The sequence below is a fragment of the Mesorhizobium sp. LCM 4576 genome (assembly GCF_001854815.1).
Lineage (GTDB): Bacteria > Pseudomonadota > Alphaproteobacteria > Rhizobiales > Rhizobiaceae > Mesorhizobium > Mesorhizobium plurifarium.
On sequence record NZ_MDDT01000063.1, the window covers coordinates 1 to 15785 of the forward strand.

11 protein-coding genes and 7 pseudogenes are annotated in these 15785 nt (G+C 58.9%); 10 read left to right on the forward strand and 8 right to left on the reverse strand.

Features of this window, described 5'->3' with window-relative positions; translation table 11 throughout:
- Window positions 1–715: 715 nt before the first annotated feature.
- Window positions 716–940: a hypothetical protein gene (locus LCM4576_RS36975; RefSeq protein WP_071036046.1), complete on the reverse strand. Its 225-nt coding sequence runs from the start codon at window positions 938–940 to the stop codon at window positions 716–718.
- Between the two features lie 394 nt (window positions 941–1334).
- Here LCM4576_RS36975 and LCM4576_RS30150 point away from each other — a divergent pair.
- The 3 genes and pseudogenes from LCM4576_RS30150 to LCM4576_RS30160 all read left to right on the forward strand — a co-directional run bounded on the left by LCM4576_RS30150 (window position 1335) and on the right by LCM4576_RS30160 (window position 3502).
- Window positions 1335–2354, forward strand: a pseudogene (locus LCM4576_RS30150) (IS110 family transposase).
- A gap of 396 nt (window positions 2355–2750) precedes the next feature.
- Window positions 2751–2989 (forward strand): annotated as a pseudogene (locus LCM4576_RS30155) (transposase); the annotation flags it as partial.
- A 120-nt stretch (window positions 2990–3109) separates the two neighbouring features.
- The gene (locus LCM4576_RS30160; RefSeq protein ID WP_071036047.1) at window positions 3110–3502 is read left to right on the forward strand and encodes a transposase; all 393 of its coding nucleotides are present in this window, start codon (window positions 3110–3112) and stop codon (window positions 3500–3502) included.
- 55 nt (window positions 3503–3557) lie between these two features.
- Here the strand turns inward: LCM4576_RS30160 and LCM4576_RS30165 are convergent.
- Together LCM4576_RS30165 and LCM4576_RS35415 are read right to left on the reverse strand one after the other, a co-directional pair.
- Window positions 3558–4637 (reverse strand): annotated as a pseudogene (locus tag LCM4576_RS30165) (IS630 family transposase).
- Window positions 4638–5073: 436 nt separating this feature from the next.
- Window positions 5074–5265 (reverse strand): annotated as a pseudogene (locus LCM4576_RS35415) (helix-turn-helix transcriptional regulator); the annotation flags it as partial.
- Window positions 5266–5840: 575 nt separating this feature from the next.
- On the opposite strand from LCM4576_RS35415, the pseudogene LCM4576_RS35420 reads away from it, so the two are divergent.
- A pseudogene (locus LCM4576_RS35420) lies at window positions 5841–6282 on the forward strand (IS21 family transposase); the annotation flags it as partial.
- A 314-nt stretch (window positions 6283–6596) separates the two neighbouring features.
- Here the strand turns inward: LCM4576_RS35420 and LCM4576_RS36140 are convergent.
- Window positions 6597–6682, reverse strand: a pseudogene (locus LCM4576_RS36140) (YecA family protein); the annotation flags it as partial.
- 145 nt (window positions 6683–6827) lie between these two features.
- Between LCM4576_RS36140 and LCM4576_RS30185 the strand changes: the two are divergent.
- Entirely contained in the window at window positions 6828–7013 is a 186-nt protein-coding gene (locus LCM4576_RS30185) for a transposase (protein ID WP_071036051.1), read from the forward strand.
- Window positions 7014–7291: 278 nt separating this feature from the next.
- Here the strand turns inward: LCM4576_RS30185 and LCM4576_RS37670 are convergent.
- Window positions 7292–7582, reverse strand: a pseudogene (locus LCM4576_RS37670) (hypothetical protein); the annotation flags it as partial.
- Between LCM4576_RS37670 and LCM4576_RS37430 the strand changes: the two are divergent.
- The 5 genes from LCM4576_RS37430 (at window position 7527) to LCM4576_RS30205 (ending at window position 11724) form a co-directional block, all read left to right on the forward strand.
- Entirely contained in the window at window positions 7527–7736 is a 210-nt protein-coding gene (locus LCM4576_RS37430; RefSeq protein WP_244510957.1) for an RES domain-containing protein, read from the forward strand. The pseudogene LCM4576_RS37670 and the gene LCM4576_RS37430 sit on opposite strands and share 56 nt — an antisense overlap.
- Window positions 7691–7843, forward strand: a complete 153-nt coding sequence (locus LCM4576_RS37435) for a hypothetical protein (RefSeq protein WP_244510960.1) — start codon at window positions 7691–7693, stop codon at window positions 7841–7843. The genes LCM4576_RS37430 and LCM4576_RS37435 overlap by 46 nt, the downstream gene beginning before the upstream one ends.
- Window positions 7844–8318: 475 nt before the next feature.
- Window positions 8319–9440 carry an alcohol dehydrogenase family protein gene (locus LCM4576_RS30195; protein ID WP_071036052.1) on the forward strand — a complete coding sequence of 374 codons (1122 nt, stop codon included), beginning with the start codon at window positions 8319–8321 and terminating at the stop codon, window positions 9438–9440.
- A 14-nt stretch (window positions 9441–9454) separates the two neighbouring features.
- Window positions 9455–10570 carry a mandelate racemase/muconate lactonizing enzyme family protein gene (locus LCM4576_RS30200; protein WP_071036053.1) on the forward strand — a complete coding sequence of 372 codons (1116 nt, stop codon included), beginning with the start codon at window positions 9455–9457 and terminating at the stop codon, window positions 10568–10570.
- A gap of 101 nt (window positions 10571–10671) precedes the next feature.
- Entirely contained in the window at window positions 10672–11724 is a 1053-nt protein-coding gene (locus LCM4576_RS30205; protein ID WP_071036075.1) for a proline racemase family protein, read from the forward strand.
- 342 nt (window positions 11725–12066) lie between these two features.
- Here LCM4576_RS30205 and LCM4576_RS30210 read toward each other — a convergent pair whose 3' ends face one another.
- Genes LCM4576_RS30210 through LCM4576_RS30220 form a run of 3 tightly spaced genes read right to left on the reverse strand, consistent with a single transcriptional unit; the run spans window position 12067 to window position 15780 of the window.
- Complete coding sequence (locus tag LCM4576_RS30210; protein WP_071036054.1) at window positions 12067–13404, reverse strand: FAD-binding oxidoreductase; 1338 nt, start codon at window positions 13402–13404, stop codon at window positions 12067–12069.
- Entirely contained in the window at window positions 13404–14291 is an 888-nt protein-coding gene (locus LCM4576_RS30215; RefSeq protein ID WP_071036055.1) for a dihydrodipicolinate synthase family protein, read from the reverse strand. The genes LCM4576_RS30210 and LCM4576_RS30215 overlap by 1 nt, the downstream gene beginning before the upstream one ends.
- 1 nt (window position 14292) lies before the next feature.
- Window positions 14293–15780, reverse strand: a complete 1488-nt coding sequence (locus LCM4576_RS30220) for an aldehyde dehydrogenase (RefSeq protein ID WP_071036056.1) — start codon at window positions 15778–15780, stop codon at window positions 14293–14295.
- Window positions 15781–15785 lie beyond the last annotated feature (5 nt).

Here is a 15785-nt window from a genome sequence, read left to right on the forward strand (position 1 = left end):
TCGGCAACTTGCAAGCTGTCTAGATGATAGATGCCGTGAGCGCGCCGCCCGCTTGATAACGCCTCAACGGACCCAGACGGTCGCCCAGCCTGATCCTTTAGCACCTTCGATTCCGGCAGCCGTCCATTGACATCCCACCCTCCATATGACCGGGAAACTGGAATTTGTGTGGCAGTCGACGCGGACGTGGCGTCAAAACACTCCATGAACTCTTTTTTGCAGAAGTAGCCATCTCTAGCCGATGGACGCCCGCGCCGGAGAGAAAGTCGATAAACTCGGAGCCATTCTCCTCCTCGAGAATGGCTCCCGAACATGTCCGCGAATATGACCGCCCGTTTGATTCGAGCGTTTCGAAGGCAGATGGCCAGCTTGAGGYATTCTCTTGAAGCATGATCCTTCCTCAATCAAACGATGAGCCATAGCATCGCAATTGGAGTCCCTGATGGYCGTAGCGTTGTAGACCGCAAGCTCGACCTCTGCGCCTACCTGGAATGGTAGTCTCGTCACACACGAGGAGAGATATTGGTTCCAGCCAGTTGCGATATCGRCCAAAACCATCGTCTGCACAAAGCTACCGGACGAGGAGGTGTSCCGGAATGGGCCGCGAACTCAGACTTGACATAGCCGGGCGGCGGGTCGTTCCAGGCCCCGAAGGTGCGGATCGGGACCGATCGGCGCACCGCCGAACTCATTTCGACGGACGGCGTGCCCRTCGCTAGCCACGAACAAGACTTACCTGCGACAGGGCCCGATCCATCGTGGCCGCGCTGATCGTCAGCACCTTGTCGCGAAGCTCGCCATTCAGTATCTGGCCATGCTGCTCAATCGTCGGCAATAAGACGGGGATCAGCGGCTTCGTCGCTTCGAGCAGAGCCGGTCGGACGCCTCCCCCACAACACCACCAGAGCCCCTCGAACCTGAGCGCCATAACGGGTGGCATGCCGCCTCCCGGGGGCGACTTCGTCTCACGATGGCCGAGCACATGGATGGCGTGATTGCGGTAATGAACCGGTGACCGCGAAAGGTAAATCGGCGATGCACTGGCTAAATCGGGCGCCAGGCTGAGTTGTGCCTCGGACACATGGCGCACAATRCCATCGAGGCGGCAAAGCGCTCGCGCAGAAAACTTGATAGGCCGCTTCGCCCAGCAAACCGTCAGACGCCGGCGCCGGAGAGAAAATCAACAAGCTAAGCGGATTTCTCGAGAACGGCTCCCCGGTCCGACTAGGCTCAGGACCTATTAATTTGTTTGAGGTGTGATTATGCATGGGCCGCCCCTCTCTGGAGCGATCGGTAAAGATCGCTCTGTTTTGGAAGGAGAGAGGAACTGACCGATGTCGATTTTCGTGCTTGGAATTGATCTTGGCAAGAAGTGTGCAGCCTCGTCGGGCTGGATGAGGTGGCGCCGCCTTCCTACGTCAACGGCATCGTCGCGACGGCGTAGCGGATTTTGTCGGCTCCTTGCCGGCTTGCATTGTGGCGATGGAAGCCTGCTGCAGCGCGCATCAACTCGGCCGGGTGCTCGGCGCTGCTGGTTACAYGATCCGGCTGATGTCGCCGGAATACGTTCGCCCCTACGTGAAGGCCAAACAAAAATGACGACCGCGATGCCGAGGCGATCGCGGAGGCAGCCACGATGCGCTTCGTGCCGGTAAAGAGCGCGGCGCAATCGGACATTCAGGCCTTGCATCGGGCGCGCTCACGTCTGGTGGCGGTGCGCACAGCGCTGATCAACCATCTGCGCGCGCTATTGTTGGAACGCGGGATCGTGGCTCCGAAGGGACGGCAGCAAATGGAAGCCCAGCTGGTGGTCTTCGCGGACGAGGACGATCCCCGGACTATCGCCGCAGATGCGCCTCTGGTCGAGGACCCGCGTGCYGAATGGCGCAACTTTGATGAGCGGATTGCCGCCTTTGATGCGGAGTTCGTGCAGATGGCGCGCACGGACAAAGAAGCGCGTCTGCTTGCGACGATCCCCGGGATCGTTGTCAAACGCCACTGCGCTTGTCGCGGCCGTTGGTGACGCGCGCGGCTTCGGGCGCGGCCGTGACCTCGCGGCCTGGCTGGGCTTGGCGCCTCGACAGCCGACCACTGGAGGCAACCCGCGACTGCCCGGCATATCCAAGCGCGGCAACCGCTATCTGCGGGCCAACCTGATCAACGGCGCACGTGCGGTGCTGCCGCGCATTACGGCTCAGGACACCCCGCTCGGCGGCCTGTTGGAGCGAACGTACAAGAACGTCGTCGTGGTGGCATTGGCGGCCAAGCTGGCGCGCAYCGTCTGGGCGGTCCTGAGCAAGGAGCATGGCTTCGATCCGGCGAGCATAGGGAACCCGATGGCCTCCGGCTGTTAAGCTGAGGTCACCACAATCTGCGAGTGGTGAGAGGAAGATGGCCTGACAGTCGAACGGCAGCTTGGAAACCTGGACGAAGTGAACGGTCGCTCGAGACCGCTGTGGCCAAGGACATCGGGAAGCTGTGCCGCAACGTGGCGGAACAGCTTCCGGGGGTAGAGCCCTGGATCGATCGCGGATCGCGGTGGCGATCGACGGGATGATTTGTGAGGACCAGACTGCGCGGATCTCCATCTTGGCCGGAGCCACGACCTCGAGACCGGATAATTTGACGCAGACTGAACAGAGCGATCTTCAAAATACCCCTTGCGGACGGCGCGGGCCATGCGTTCACGGTTTCCGATGAAGGAGCTCGTGATGGGTGATGTGTTTCTGCTGAGCGAGCACCAGATGGCGCGGATAATGAGCGGGATCGTCTACGTGATCAATGGCCTGCGGTGGAAGGGTGCGCCGGCGGGCTACGGCCCGCACAAGACGCTCTATAACCGCTTCATTCGCTGGAACCGGCTGGGCGTGTTCGACCGCATCTTTGCCGGMCTTGTCGGCGAAGGGCCGAAGCCCGAGCGCATCATGACGGGCGAACAAGAGGTGGGCTGAACTCGAAACTCCACACCGCTTGCGACGGTGAAGGACGGCTGATCATGCAGAAGGTCAGATGAGCGACGTCTCCGGCCGGGCAATGCCGCGCTCTGGATGGCGAGATCGGCAAGCTGGACAAGCAGATCCTGGCTGAGGTCAGGCAGCAGCGAGCGGCCTTGCGGCTTACGACGATCCCGAGCGTCGGCCCGATCATCGCGCATGCAACCATGGCGGCCATCGGCGACGGTCGCCAGTTCGCTTCGGCCAGGGACTTCRCAGCCTGGCTGGGCCTGACCCRCAAGAGCCATGACACCGGCGGCAAGCACTGGCCGACAGGCCATATCAGCCGCGCCGGCGACAGGGATCTGCGAAGGCTGCTCATTCATGGCGCCAGTTCCTGGCTGCGTCAGGTCAGGGCCAAATCCGACAAGGGCTCGCCCTGGATACGCGGCCTGCTGGCCAGGCGGCCGGTCAAGGTCGTCGTCGTGGCCCAGGCGGCCAAGACCGCCCGCATCATCTGGGCAATGCTGCAATCGAGACAACAATACAGGGCACCGGCTGCGGCCTAACCGGAAGCGAGGCCCTTAACAGCGTAAGGAGCAAAAAGGCAGCACGGCAAAATGGTCAGGACCTGGATCGGCACACTCCGCCTTCGTCATCGCGACACGAAAGCGCGCTAGTGGATTGATCTAACACTTGGTGCCCACGTTTGACGGCGGCGATGATTTTGTCGGGGTCGGCAGTCCAGGAGAAGGGTTTGGGTTGTCGATTGTGCTCGGCGAGGAAGCGGTTGATGGCCGCCTGCAAGTCGACAGAATGAAAGACGCCTCGCTTGAGGCGTCGCTTCGACAGCTTGGCGAAGAAGCCCTCGACGGYGTTGAGCCAGGAGCAAGACGTGGGGGTGAAGTGGAAGGTGAAGCGCTGATGGCGGTTGAGCCAGGCACGCACCTTAGGGTGCTTATGGGCGGCGTAGTTGTCGAGGATGACGTGAACGGCCTTGTCGGCCGGCACCTCGGCATCGACGGTGTTGAGAAAGCGAATGAACTCCTGATGGCGGTGGCGCTGCATGTTCCTGCCGATGACGGTGCCGTCGAGCACGTTGAGGGCGGCGAACAGCGTGGTCGTGCCATTGCGCTTGTAGTCGTGGGTCATTGTGCCGAGCCTGCCTTTCTTCATGGGCAGGCCGGGCTGGGTGCGGTCGAGGGCCTGGATCTGGCTCTTCTCATCGACCGACAGCACGATGGCGTGCGCCGGCGGGTCGACGTAAAGGCCGACCACGTCGCGCAGCTTGTCGACGAACTGCGGATCGCTGGAGAGCTTGAACTGCCGCCAGCGGTTCGGCTGCAGCCCGTGCGCCTTCCAGATGCGTCTGACCGCGCTGGCACTGATGTCGGCTGCTTGCGCCATCATGTCGGCGGTCCAGTGCGTCGTTTCGCCGGGCGGGTCTTTCAATGTCAGCGCCACCACGCGCTCGGCCACTTCCGGTCGGAGCGGCGGAATGCGCGAGGTTGCGTCTTGTCGCGCAACAGTCCCTCGAAACATTCCGCGGCGAAGCGCTCCAGCGCAACACGTACAGTGCCGTCCGACGCCAGCGGCGCTCAGCAGGATGATCTCGGCTCGCCAGACGTGCTTCTGCGGCGCATTGCGACCCCTGATGCTCGCTCGATCAATCGAAGACACGGTGAGCGAGATTCCTGTGCGCATCCGGCAGACTCGCACACACGCCGCCAAAGGGGAATCCCGGTATCGGACCCTTCTGTTAGGTGGAAACCACTAGAATGATTGGAACCGATCCGCGTAACCCTTGCAGGTCAGCGGTCGTCAAATCGAACGCACTAAAGGCCGAATACATGAACCGCTCCAGACTTACGCCGTCGTCGTCATTTTGCCTCTTGCCCAAAGGGGCCATCCATACGGCGCAGATGGCAGCTGCGAACAACATGCTGCAAAATCTGCCTGAGGCCGGATAAGGGGGTGTAGGAAGGCGACGCAAGAAGTTTGATCCGAGTTTGCTAGTGATCGGGTGCGGGCTTCTGCAAGGCCTTTGGATGCGGCATTGTCATAGGCCACTGGCTGACCGGTATGGTGATCTGCGGATCAGATCCAAATCTCATTGGCGAGCTGTAACGTTTTTAACGTCTCATAATTCTATCACTCCCGTATTTATTGCCTTTATAGCTGCGGAAGTTCGACTAGAAACTCCCAATTTTCTCATCGCATTCTTTATGTGGAAATTAACTGTATTATGCGATATATTTAGAATCTTGCCCGTTTCCCATGACGATTTTCCTCGCGCTACCCATAAGATACATTCCTTTTCTCTAATCGAAAGACCACTTGATTCCTCAGCGCCACTCATATGCAACCCACGGGCAATCAAAATTCAGGGCAAATTCACCCCCTTCAGCCTGATCGAGAAATCGGCCAAACTCGACTGCACATGCCTCCTTTCCGCCGTTTGCAAATCTGGTGAGGGCACCTGCAAAAAATGGCTGGGAACTCGCGTTGCCAGCCCTCGAGCTTGAGATACAGAAGTCGTCCGGGGGCCTTCATAGTTGCTGCTCCGCATCCACTTGCGCATGGTGTTTCACTGCTGCACAAAGCTTACCGGTTTAGCGTCGTCTTCGGCAAACGAGCGCTGCCAACTTCTAACCCATCCTCTCGCTGCATAAAGCGATTTTATGTTAATCTTTTTCGCAAACATTGTAACAGTTGAGAAGTCGTAAAGGCTCGATAAAATATCGTACCAGTTGGTCTCGAGCGGCATATTAGCTGCGGTCTCCCAGATGCGTATTTCAGATCGTGAGCACCTTTTCGGAGGTGCTGGACGCTTCGGCCGACAACTCAGCCTGTCTACAGGATGCTCGTTCAAATCGAAGAAGGCTGGCCCCAAGCCAGAATTTGTCGATGCGCCGGATCAGGGAAGTTTAGTCTAGCATGTCCAGGGCCCGACCGAGCGCGCCATCGCGCACACGCTCGGGGTCAGCAGTGGCGTCGTGCATGGTTATCTGCGGCGCCCGTCTTGCCGAGCTGAGCTGGCCGCTGCCCGAGGGGATGGATGACGAAGGTATTGAGCTGCTGCTCTTCCCGGCGGAGAAGGTAGCGTCGCAAAGCCCCCGGCGGCCGGTGCCCGATTGGAGCTATGTCGAGAAGGAGTTGCGCCGGCGCGAATGTAACGCGGGTGCTGCTGTGGGAAGAGTATCGCGCCGCCAATCCCGAAGGCTTGGGCTACACTTGGTTTTGTACGACCTTCGAGGCCTGGAAAGGGCGCGAACGCCCGACGATGCGTCAGACGCACCTGGGCGACGAGAAGGTGTTTGTCGATTTCGCCGGCGACACCATCGACGTCTGGCTTGGCGCGCCGACATAGTGGATGAAGAATATGCGCCAGCTGACCACCGCGATGAGGGCTAGGAACTTCGCCAGGTCTCGAGCCTCGCCTCCTCGGCACGGCAGCCGGACTTCATGACCTTGTGGAAGACCTACGCCTTCCAGCGCAGGGCGTACCAGCCGAGCTTCTCGACTGCCGCGGAAAGATCTTCGACTGGCAAGTTGGTCACCAGCTTCCACTCGATCGGCTCGCGACCGGGCGGCGGATTCTCTTCGAGGGCATTGATGGTCGACGCCCTCGTCGTCGAGACGGGAGTTCACCCCCGTTGTGTCCCGGATCGGGGCGATGATGTCGCCGGTTCATGGCCGCGGAGCACGGGGCGCCAGAGCCTTGTGGCGTAGCCGGTAGCGAGCAGGAAGGCAGTCGACCAGTGGAAGGCCTGAGCGTCGCCGTCGTTGGAGTGAAGAAGATTGGTGCCGGATACTGGCCGCRGCATTCGCGCCCGGGTCTGCGGTGGCGGCGGTAGCGTCGCGACCAGCCTGATCTATAAGTGGCGCCGCAYGATGAGAGCCCGCGAGACGGGCTTTGCCGAAGTTGTTGTGGTACCCGATGAGCCTGTCGCCGCTTCGAGGCCGGCGGCGCCACCAGCGGTGATCGAGCTGGAGATCGCCGGCAAAATGYGGCTGCGGATTCCGCTGACCACGCCACCGACACTGGCGGCGGCGATGGTGAAGGCGCTGGGCGTTTGATGATCCCGGTCCGAGCCAGGTGCGGATCTGGTTGGCGGCCGGCAGGACCGATATGCGTGCCGGCCTGGCTCTGCAGGTTCAGGAGACGTTGGGCCGGGATCCGCATTTATGTGTCGGCCGAGATTATGTGGCGGAGCTGTCCTGGCGCGCCGAGGAACCGGGCGAAGGCGGTCATGCCACGCTTCCGGAAAGGGAAGGGCGACCTCGGCGAGTTGCGAGGTCGCGAGCTTTACGTACAGCGCCGTTGTGTTGATGCTGCGGTGTCCTAGGAGATCGGCGACTTCGTTGATCGGCCGTCGCTGCTCAACAAGTTGGATGGCTAAGCTGTGGYGCAGGAGATGCGCACCTCCGACGAACTCGATCCCGCTATGCCGCAACCGCCTCAGTACGATCCTCGAAACAGGCGGCGACCGTCTCCGCCAGCTACTCGACATGCTGCTGGAGCCGCCGTTGCCCCGGCAATGGTATCGTGCGCGAATTCGCACTGAGGATGAGGTCTTCCCGATTGAAAAGATGGGCGCACCGCCGAAGCGACGATCGTCACATGGCCGGGCTAATCCCGCCGGCATACCCTATCTCTATCTAGGATCGCTTCCCGAAACGGCTGCGGCCGAGATTAGGCCGCATACCGGGGAGGTTGCTTGCGTTGCGGACTTTACCATTCCCGACTTGAGGCCGTGGGTCTGCCCAATCCGCGCAAGCTCGTATCACCTTTCATCCTGACCGACGCGACCGAGATCGGCCAGTTGCGTGCCGACTTGCCGTCCCTCGAGCGCCTGGGCGAGGAATTGAYACGGCCGGTGCAGTCGGCGGGTGCGGCGATCGACTAAATCCCGAGCCAGTATCTCTGCGAGTTCATCAAAAAATGAGCGGCTTCGATGGCGTGGTCTATCGCAGCTCGGTCAGTGATGGCATCAATCTCGCACTATTCACCCCACCAAGGCCATCGGGGGAACGGTGGCGCTTTTTAACGTGTCCAAGGTGAGGTCGAAGTGGCCGCCGCCTAGTCTAAAGATCGCCCGCAACGGCGGACCGCCTCGTTCTCGTCGGACGAGGCGCGGCGCTCGCCGGCGGTCGTTGCGCCAGGCGGGTCCGCGTCGGACGGCACCTCAACGCCAAGCTTGCGGCTTTCGCGCGCTCCCAAACTCCTGCAGCGCTACTTTCCCCGGAATTGCAACGACCCGGCGATAACATTTTCTCCCGTAGGCCATGACTTTTTATCCGGTTGTTATGTCCCTAGCACCGCCATAGCGTTTCGATACTCATTCAGAAAATTCGAGAGCGAACCAACGGAGGCTAAGGGCAATGCGCAATGTGAAATCTTCGGATCACTCRGTTGTCATCCCGGATTTGATGACCGGGGTGTTGCTGACAGGACACGGAGGTTTCGACAAGCTTGAATACCGTGAGGACATAYCAGTACCCAGACCAGGTCGCGGCGAGGTCCTGATCCGCGTCGCGGCTGCCGGCATCAACAACACCGACATCAACACACGGATTGGCTGGTATTCGAAAGCTGTGAACAGTGCGACGGAGGCTGGTGCGGCGCAAGGCTTTGAAGCGCTTGAGAACGCTGACGCTACGTGGTCAGGCACTCCCATGACCTTTCCACGAATCCAAGGGGGCGACTGCTGTGGTCRCATCGTTGAAGTTGGAGACGGCGTGGACCCCTCCCGTATCGGAGATCGCGTCATTGTACGGAACATTATTCATTCGTATGCAGATTTCAAACCGATGGAAGGCTGGGTATTTGGATCGGAGTGCGATGGGGCATTCGCGCAATATACAAAAGTGCCGTCCATCGACGCCGACAGGGTGGAATGCGATTGGAGCGACATTGAGCTCGCGTCCATGCCAGTCGCCTATTCAACGGCAGAAAAYATGTTGCACCGTGCTGGGGTCAAACGAGATGAACATGTGATCATAACTGGTGCCTCTGGCGGTGTGGGATCAGCTGCCATTCAGCTTGCAAAACGCCGCGGAGCCATTGTCACCGCCATCGCGGGCGCCARCAAGCTCGCGCAACTGAGAGAGCTTGGCGCCGACCGCGTTATCCCGCGGGGCGATGYCCTGAGCAAGCACCTCGGCAATGAAGTCGCGGATGTTGCTATCGACGTAGCGGCAGGCCCAGGTTTCGCAGCGCTCCTCAACGTCTTAAAGAAAGGCGGACGATATGCGGTGGCCGGGGCTATAGCCGGGCCCATCGTTGAGCTAGATGTGCGAACGCTTTATCTCAAAGACCTCACCTTCTATGGATGTACGATCCAGGCCGCTGAAGTATCCACAAACCTCGTTTCCTATATTGAGAATGGTGAGATTCGTCCATTCGTAGGAAAAACTTACCCATTAAGAGATATAGTCAACGCTCAGAAAGATTTTCTGTCAAAAACTATCCCCGGCAAGCTCGTTCTCGTCATTCCCCATTGAAGAAAGATCGTCGGATGTCGGAGCTTAAGATTGCGCGTATTGACGTCTTCAAGGTCGATCTCCCATACGCGGGCGGGGTATATCTCCTGTCAGGGGGTCGCGAATACATGACCTTCGACGCGACGATGGTGCGCGTTACGACCCAAACCGGACTTGAGGGATGGGGCGAAAGTACGCCCTTTGGGTCGAATTACATTGCCTCCCATGCCTTAGGTGTGCGCTCCGGGATAGCGGAAATAGCTCCCCACTTGATTGGACTTGATCCCAGGCGCGTTGATCGAATCAACGACGCCATGGATGCGGCGCTGCTCGGCCACGAACATGCCAAGACAGCCATTGATGTGGCGTGCTGGGATGTCTTCGGTAAATCAGTTGATCTCCCGGTCTGCGAACTATTGGGAGGGCGAACTAACGTTAAGATGCCCCTAATCTCGTCCATCCGAATGGATGAACCMGAGAACATGCGTCGTAACGTAGCCGAGCATCGCGCCAGAGGATATCGAGGCCATTCGGTTAAGATCGGCGGAGAACCGGCCGAAGATGCGGCTCGCATCGCGGCGGCGCTAGCTGACAAAAAAACGGGCGAGTACTTCATTGTGGACGCCAATGGGGGGCTGACGGTTGAAACAGCACTTCGCATGTTACGCTTGCTCCCGCACGGCCTTGATTTCGTACTCGAGGCGCCCTGTGCGACTTGGCGCGAATGCCTGTCGCTCCGCCGACGTAGCGACATTCCAGTGATCTGGGATGAGCTTGCCGCAAGCGACGCATCGATCGCGCAATTGATAGCCGATGATGCGGCGGAGGGATTTGGACTGAAAATCTCTAAGAACGGCGGTTTGACAAGAGGTCGCCGTCACCGAGACATGGCCTTGGCAGCTGGTTACACCATGAGCGTTCAAGACACGATTGGGTCGGCACTCGCGTTCGCTGCGATCGTGCATATGGGGCAGACGATCCCTGAAAAGTACCTGCGTTGCGTTGTCGACCTTCGAGCCATGGTTGCCTTAAAGACGGCTGATGAAGCTTTTCACATCATCGATGGTCGCGTGGAGGCTCCGGATACACCAGGCTTAGGCATTGTACCAAGGATGGATGTTCTGGGGGAGCCGGTGGCCAGCTACTCCTAAGGTCCAAAGCTGGTTCAGGCCCGCCCATTGTGGCCCCTCGCCCGGGCCGACTTCCCCGTGTTGTCTCTGCAAAGGCAGTCGTTATGCCTCAAACGTCGCGCATGTCCATTAATCGAATTAGGTCCCAATTTACGACCTACGACTGCCATTGTGAGGGTGACGTAGAGAAAGTTGTTGTTTCCGGGCTCCCCACACTCCCCGAGGGGACCGCTTTTGAAAAAATGAAATTCTTCCGAGACAACCACGACGGCCTGCGCCAGTTTTTTCTACGTGAACCCCGGGGGAGCATGATTCAGAGCGTCAACTTCGTTGTGCCTACAGAAAACCCAGAAGCGGTTGCGGCCTTCATAATTGGCGAGGCGGAGGAATATCCCGAGATGTCGGGTGGGAACACAATCAGCGTAGCCACCACCCTGCTCAAGGCTAGCATTGTTCCGATCACCCAATCGCTAACCCGGTTCAGACTCGAAGCACCCGCGGGTCTCATCGAGATTGAATGCGATACCACGGATGGGAAGGTTGGTGCTGTTCGGTTCACGAACCAACCCGCCTTTGCGTATTGTCTCGAAAGGAGAATTCACGTTCCAAACTTTGGCGAGTTGAATGTAGATGTGGGATACGGCGGCATGACTTATGCCATCGTGGACGCACGCCAGTTTGGGTTTGAGCTTCATGCCTCCGAGGGCCGTCGGCTCAGTGACTTGGGACAGACAATCAAGGCCGCCGCTGCGGCGCAGATCGCCGTATCCCATCCGTTGAACCCCGAGTTACCTGGTATCACCCAGGTCATGTTTGTGCATCCAATTCGACTTACCACCCAGGGAGCCGAGTCAAAGAATGCTGTCATTGTCTCGCCTGGACGAGTCGATCGCTGCCCCTGCGGTACGGGAACCTCAGCTCGGCTTGCGGTCATGCATGCCAAGGGGGAAATTGGCGTGGGGCAGCCGTTTGCGCACAGGTCATTGATCGACTCAGTGTTTACGTCGGAAATACTCCGTACGACGACCGTGKGGCCATACAGCGCTATTATACCGGCCATCAGTGGGYGTGCCTGGATCACCGCCGAATGCGTTTACGTCCTCGAAGAGGATGATCCATATCCTACGGGATACGCAATCTCAGATACGTGGCCGGAGATGAGCGAAAATTTGTAGCGCATTCTAGAGAACGGCATCGGGGAAGAGCGGTCGATGACGGCATGGAGCCATATTAGAGAAGTTGTTACTCTTATCTTTTTTGAGCCAGTCGATAGTGCCGCGGATCGTGGCCGCGTCGTTCTCGGAGGCGGGTCGTCTGGATCGACGATTGGCGAGCGGTTCGGCCCAAAGGGCGTCGCGCCACATCCATCCGCGCAACGTCGGGGGCGCTTGACCACCAAAATCCCAAGGTGATGTGACTGAGGTGTGYCGACCGAAGTCCCGGTTATTCCCGGGATCTAGCCTGGACAGGCGGCGGGCGGATCCATCTAGGCAGTTTCGCTTACTCGCGATGAAAGCTTATTCGCGTCCCGCGCGCCATTCCCTGAACGCCAAGGTCAGTCTCGCGCCCACGTCGACGAATGGGCGAGGCGGCAAGGTCTGCGGCTTGGYGAAGGCGTGAAAGATGTCACCAAGCCGTGACTGGTGGCCGACGATGAGTTCCGCTGCGGCAATGCCCGCCGCAGTCGATTTGGTCCCGCCGATCCCGTTGCATGCGCAAGCTGCAAAAATCCCGGGAGCGACTTGGCCGAACAAGGGCACCGTGTTTCGAGTAAGCGCCATAGCACCTCCCCAGCGATACTGCATTTTCAAATGCCGATGAGACGGAAACCTGTCTGCAAACTTGCGGTCGTGAAGCTCCCCAGCTCCCTTGATTGTTGCTTCCCTCGCTTCAATCGTAGGATGATACGTATATCGAGAACGGATGAGAATGCGGTCTCCGTCGGGTCCGGTGATGCGACGTACCGTTGTCCCCATTGGCGCAGCAGGTGTGGCTCCCCATTTGCGGAGACCGCCCAATGTGACAGGGTCAAACGGCTCGCTCAGCGAGGCGTGCGTAAAGACATGGAGCAGCTCGCCGCGACCGAACCCAAAGCTCTCCGCATGACCGTTAGTCGCCAAGACGACCCGTCCTGCCCTTATCTCGCCCTTCGGAGTCTTTACCTTGCAGCCGCCCGGAAGGCTCTCGATGGCGAGCGCCGGCGTCCGTTCATAGAGTTTGACTGGCTCTTGAAAAGCGGCAGCTGCGGCTCTCACCAGGGCTGCCGGCTGCACCATTACCGCTCCAGGCGTAAAGAGACCTGATTTAAACGAAGGGGTGCCGGTGATTTCTTCTACCTCTCGGTGATCAAGAAGCTGGTTTTGTTCGCCGAGCGAATTAAGTTGCTGAGAATAGGCTGCAAGATGCTCCGAGCCACCATCTGTCATGGCCACGCTGTATTTGCCGCTCGGGTCGAAGATGTCTTCGTCCCAACCGTGGGCTTCCGCTAGCCGCGCGTAATGTTGAATGGCAGTTCGAGCCACGAAGATCTCGTTGCGGCTCTTCGCCTCCGCGTCCGCCTCGAAGCTGCCTGAGGAAATGTCATGCGGCAAATCTATCAGGAAACCCGAATTTCGCCCGCTTGCCCCGTGTCCTACTTCATCGGCGTCAATAATCGCGATTGAGAGCTTGGGATCAAGTTCAACGAGACGTTGTGCAGACGAGAGACCCGCAAAGCCGGCGCCGATGACAACGACGTCGACAGAGATTGCGCGATCGAGTTCAGCCGTGGGTGCCCTGGGTGAAAGCATCGCAACCCAGCCGGACTGAGCGCCGTGAGCCGGAAGGCGACGTGCCCGAAAGACTTTGCTGCCCATTACGCCGCTTCTTGCTCTACTAGAGGTCCAAGCGCCGTTCGAAGAGCCGATATCCGTTCCCCAGAAAGCGGGCGGAATGGCTTTCTCGCGCTACCACCTCCATATCCGGTGATCTCAGACGCCGCATAGACGCTGGGGACGTAGTCTYCCTCCCAGAGCAGAGYCATGATCGGTCCCAAGAGTTGCCAAAGGGATCGGACATCGTCCCATCTCTTTTCCTGCGCAGCTCTGACAATTGCAACGCAAGTGCGGGGCGCAATGTTCGCACCGCCCCAAATTAGTCCGGCGCAGCCCGCGAATAGTGAGAACGGGACCAACGGGTCAGCGCCGTTGATGACATTGAGGCCGGTTTCAATCAACCTAACTTGCCCGACCAAGTCACCACTGCTGTCCTTGACGGCCCGGAATTCAGGCAATTCGCACAACCTCCGGAGCAGTTGCGGTGTGATCCGCACGCCGACCGCTTGCGGCACATTGTAGCCAATGATCGGCAACCCGACGCTCGCGACTTCGCTATAAAAGTCGAAGACGCTGTCGTCGTCAGATGGGCCCTCGAAAAATGGCGGGAGCACCATTACCCCGTCTGCCCCAGCGTCCTTGGCAAACTTAGTTCTCTCAATGACGTCGGCAGTAAGAAGTGCGGATGCCTGAGCGACAACTTTCGCGCGACCCGCAACCACGCGGGCGCCGCGCTCCACCAGATTCCGAGACTCCTCCGGCGTCAGATAGACGTGCATACCAGTGCCAGAGCTGAATACGAACCCATCAACGCCAGCGGCCAGGTGCCGTTCAATGAGTTCATCGAACCGAGCAAAATCGACACGGCCGTTTGCGTCGAACGGCGCTGTAATGGCGAGATTGAGGCCGGAAAAGGCGAATGATGACATCTTAGAAACCTTCATTGGAGCTGCTCAGGTCGATCCAGAGCGTTTTGGTCTGGGTATATTGATCGTGAGCATGGAGAGACTTGTCCCGCCCGCCGAAACCCGACTGTTTGTAACCGCCGAACGGGGTCGCGGCGTCCCCYTCTCCGTACGAATTCACGGTGACCGTACCAGCCTTCAGTGCCCGGGCTGCCCTCAACGCACGCGTCCCATCTGCGGTAAAGATGGAGGCTGCAAGCCCATACTCGGTCTGGTTTGYGAGGGAGACGGCTTCGGCGAGAGACGTTACGCCCACCACCGAAACGATCGGACCGAAAATCTCTTCTCGCACATGTTTGCCATCATGCTGACTGAACTCAAGAATAGTCGGTTCGATCGTAGTGCCGTTGAAGGCCCTGCCCCCGGTAACAACCCGGCCCTCGCCGCCTAGATAACCGCTTACTTTCCTAAAATGGGTTGCAGAAACTAGTGGCCCGACGCGAGTGTCCGGATCCAGCGGATCTCCCACCGTCCAAGACTTGGCCACCTCGCCCAGTTTTTCAAGAAGGCGGTCCTTCACGTCGTTGTGGACGAATACTYGCGAAATCGCTGAGCAATTCTGACCCATGTTCCAAAACGCGCCATTACCGATATGAGCGGCCACGGCGTCGAGATCAGGTACATCATTCATCACAATGCATGGATTTTTCCCCCCCATCTCAAGCACGACCTCCTTTAGGTTGCTTTCCGATGAGTACTTGAGGAAGCGGCGCCCGGTTTCGGTCGAACCCGTGAACGAAACCGCGWCTATGTCGGGATGCCGRCCGATCGGCTCACCAACGTCCGGACCGTCACCAGTCAAGACATTAAGCACGCCGGGTGGTACGCCCGCGTCGAGTGCGAGTTCGGCCACACGCAGTGTTGTGAGTGACGTCTCTTCAGCTGGCTTCACCACCACAGTGCAACCTGCTGCAAGTGCCGGACCGATCTTCCAGGCCAGCATCAGAAGAGGAAAATTCCAGGGAAGGACGAGACCGACCACGCCTACAGGTTCGCGAACGATCAGCCCCAGCGTCGCGTCGTTGGCCGGGGCTACCTGATCATAGATCTTGTCGACAGCCTCGGCGTGCCATCTCAGGCTGTTAATCGCCTCGGGCACGTCAATGTTGATGCAGTCATTGATGGTTTTGCCACTGTCCAGGCTTTCCATCAAGGCAAGTTCAAGTGCGTTGTCTTCAATAGCAGAGGCGAGCTGGAGCAGCACCTTCTTGCGAGTTGCCGGCGGTAGCTTTGACCACCTGCCGTCTTCGAACGCTCGCCTCGCCRATGCAACAGCCTTATCTACATCCGCGGAACCCGCAGCTTGGAGATCAGCCAGAACTTCACCCGTGGCCGGATTGATGGTAGCAAACGTTTTGCCCGATAGTGCTGCAACTGCCTCCCCATCCACGATCATTTTGGTCGGCAGCTTCAGTGCGCGAGCCTGCGCCTTATAGTCGACTTTGTTCAGCATTTCTG

Excerpts from the sequence above, each read along its gene's own strand:
- LCM4576_RS37430 (WP_244510957.1), top strand. The coding sequence starts at position 7,527 with ATGGGCGCACCGCCGAAGCGACGATCGTCACATGGCCGGGCTAATCCC.
- LCM4576_RS36975 (WP_071036046.1), bottom strand. The coding sequence starts at position 940 with ATGCCACCCGTTATGGCGCTCAGGTTCGAGGGGCTCTGGTGGTGTTGT.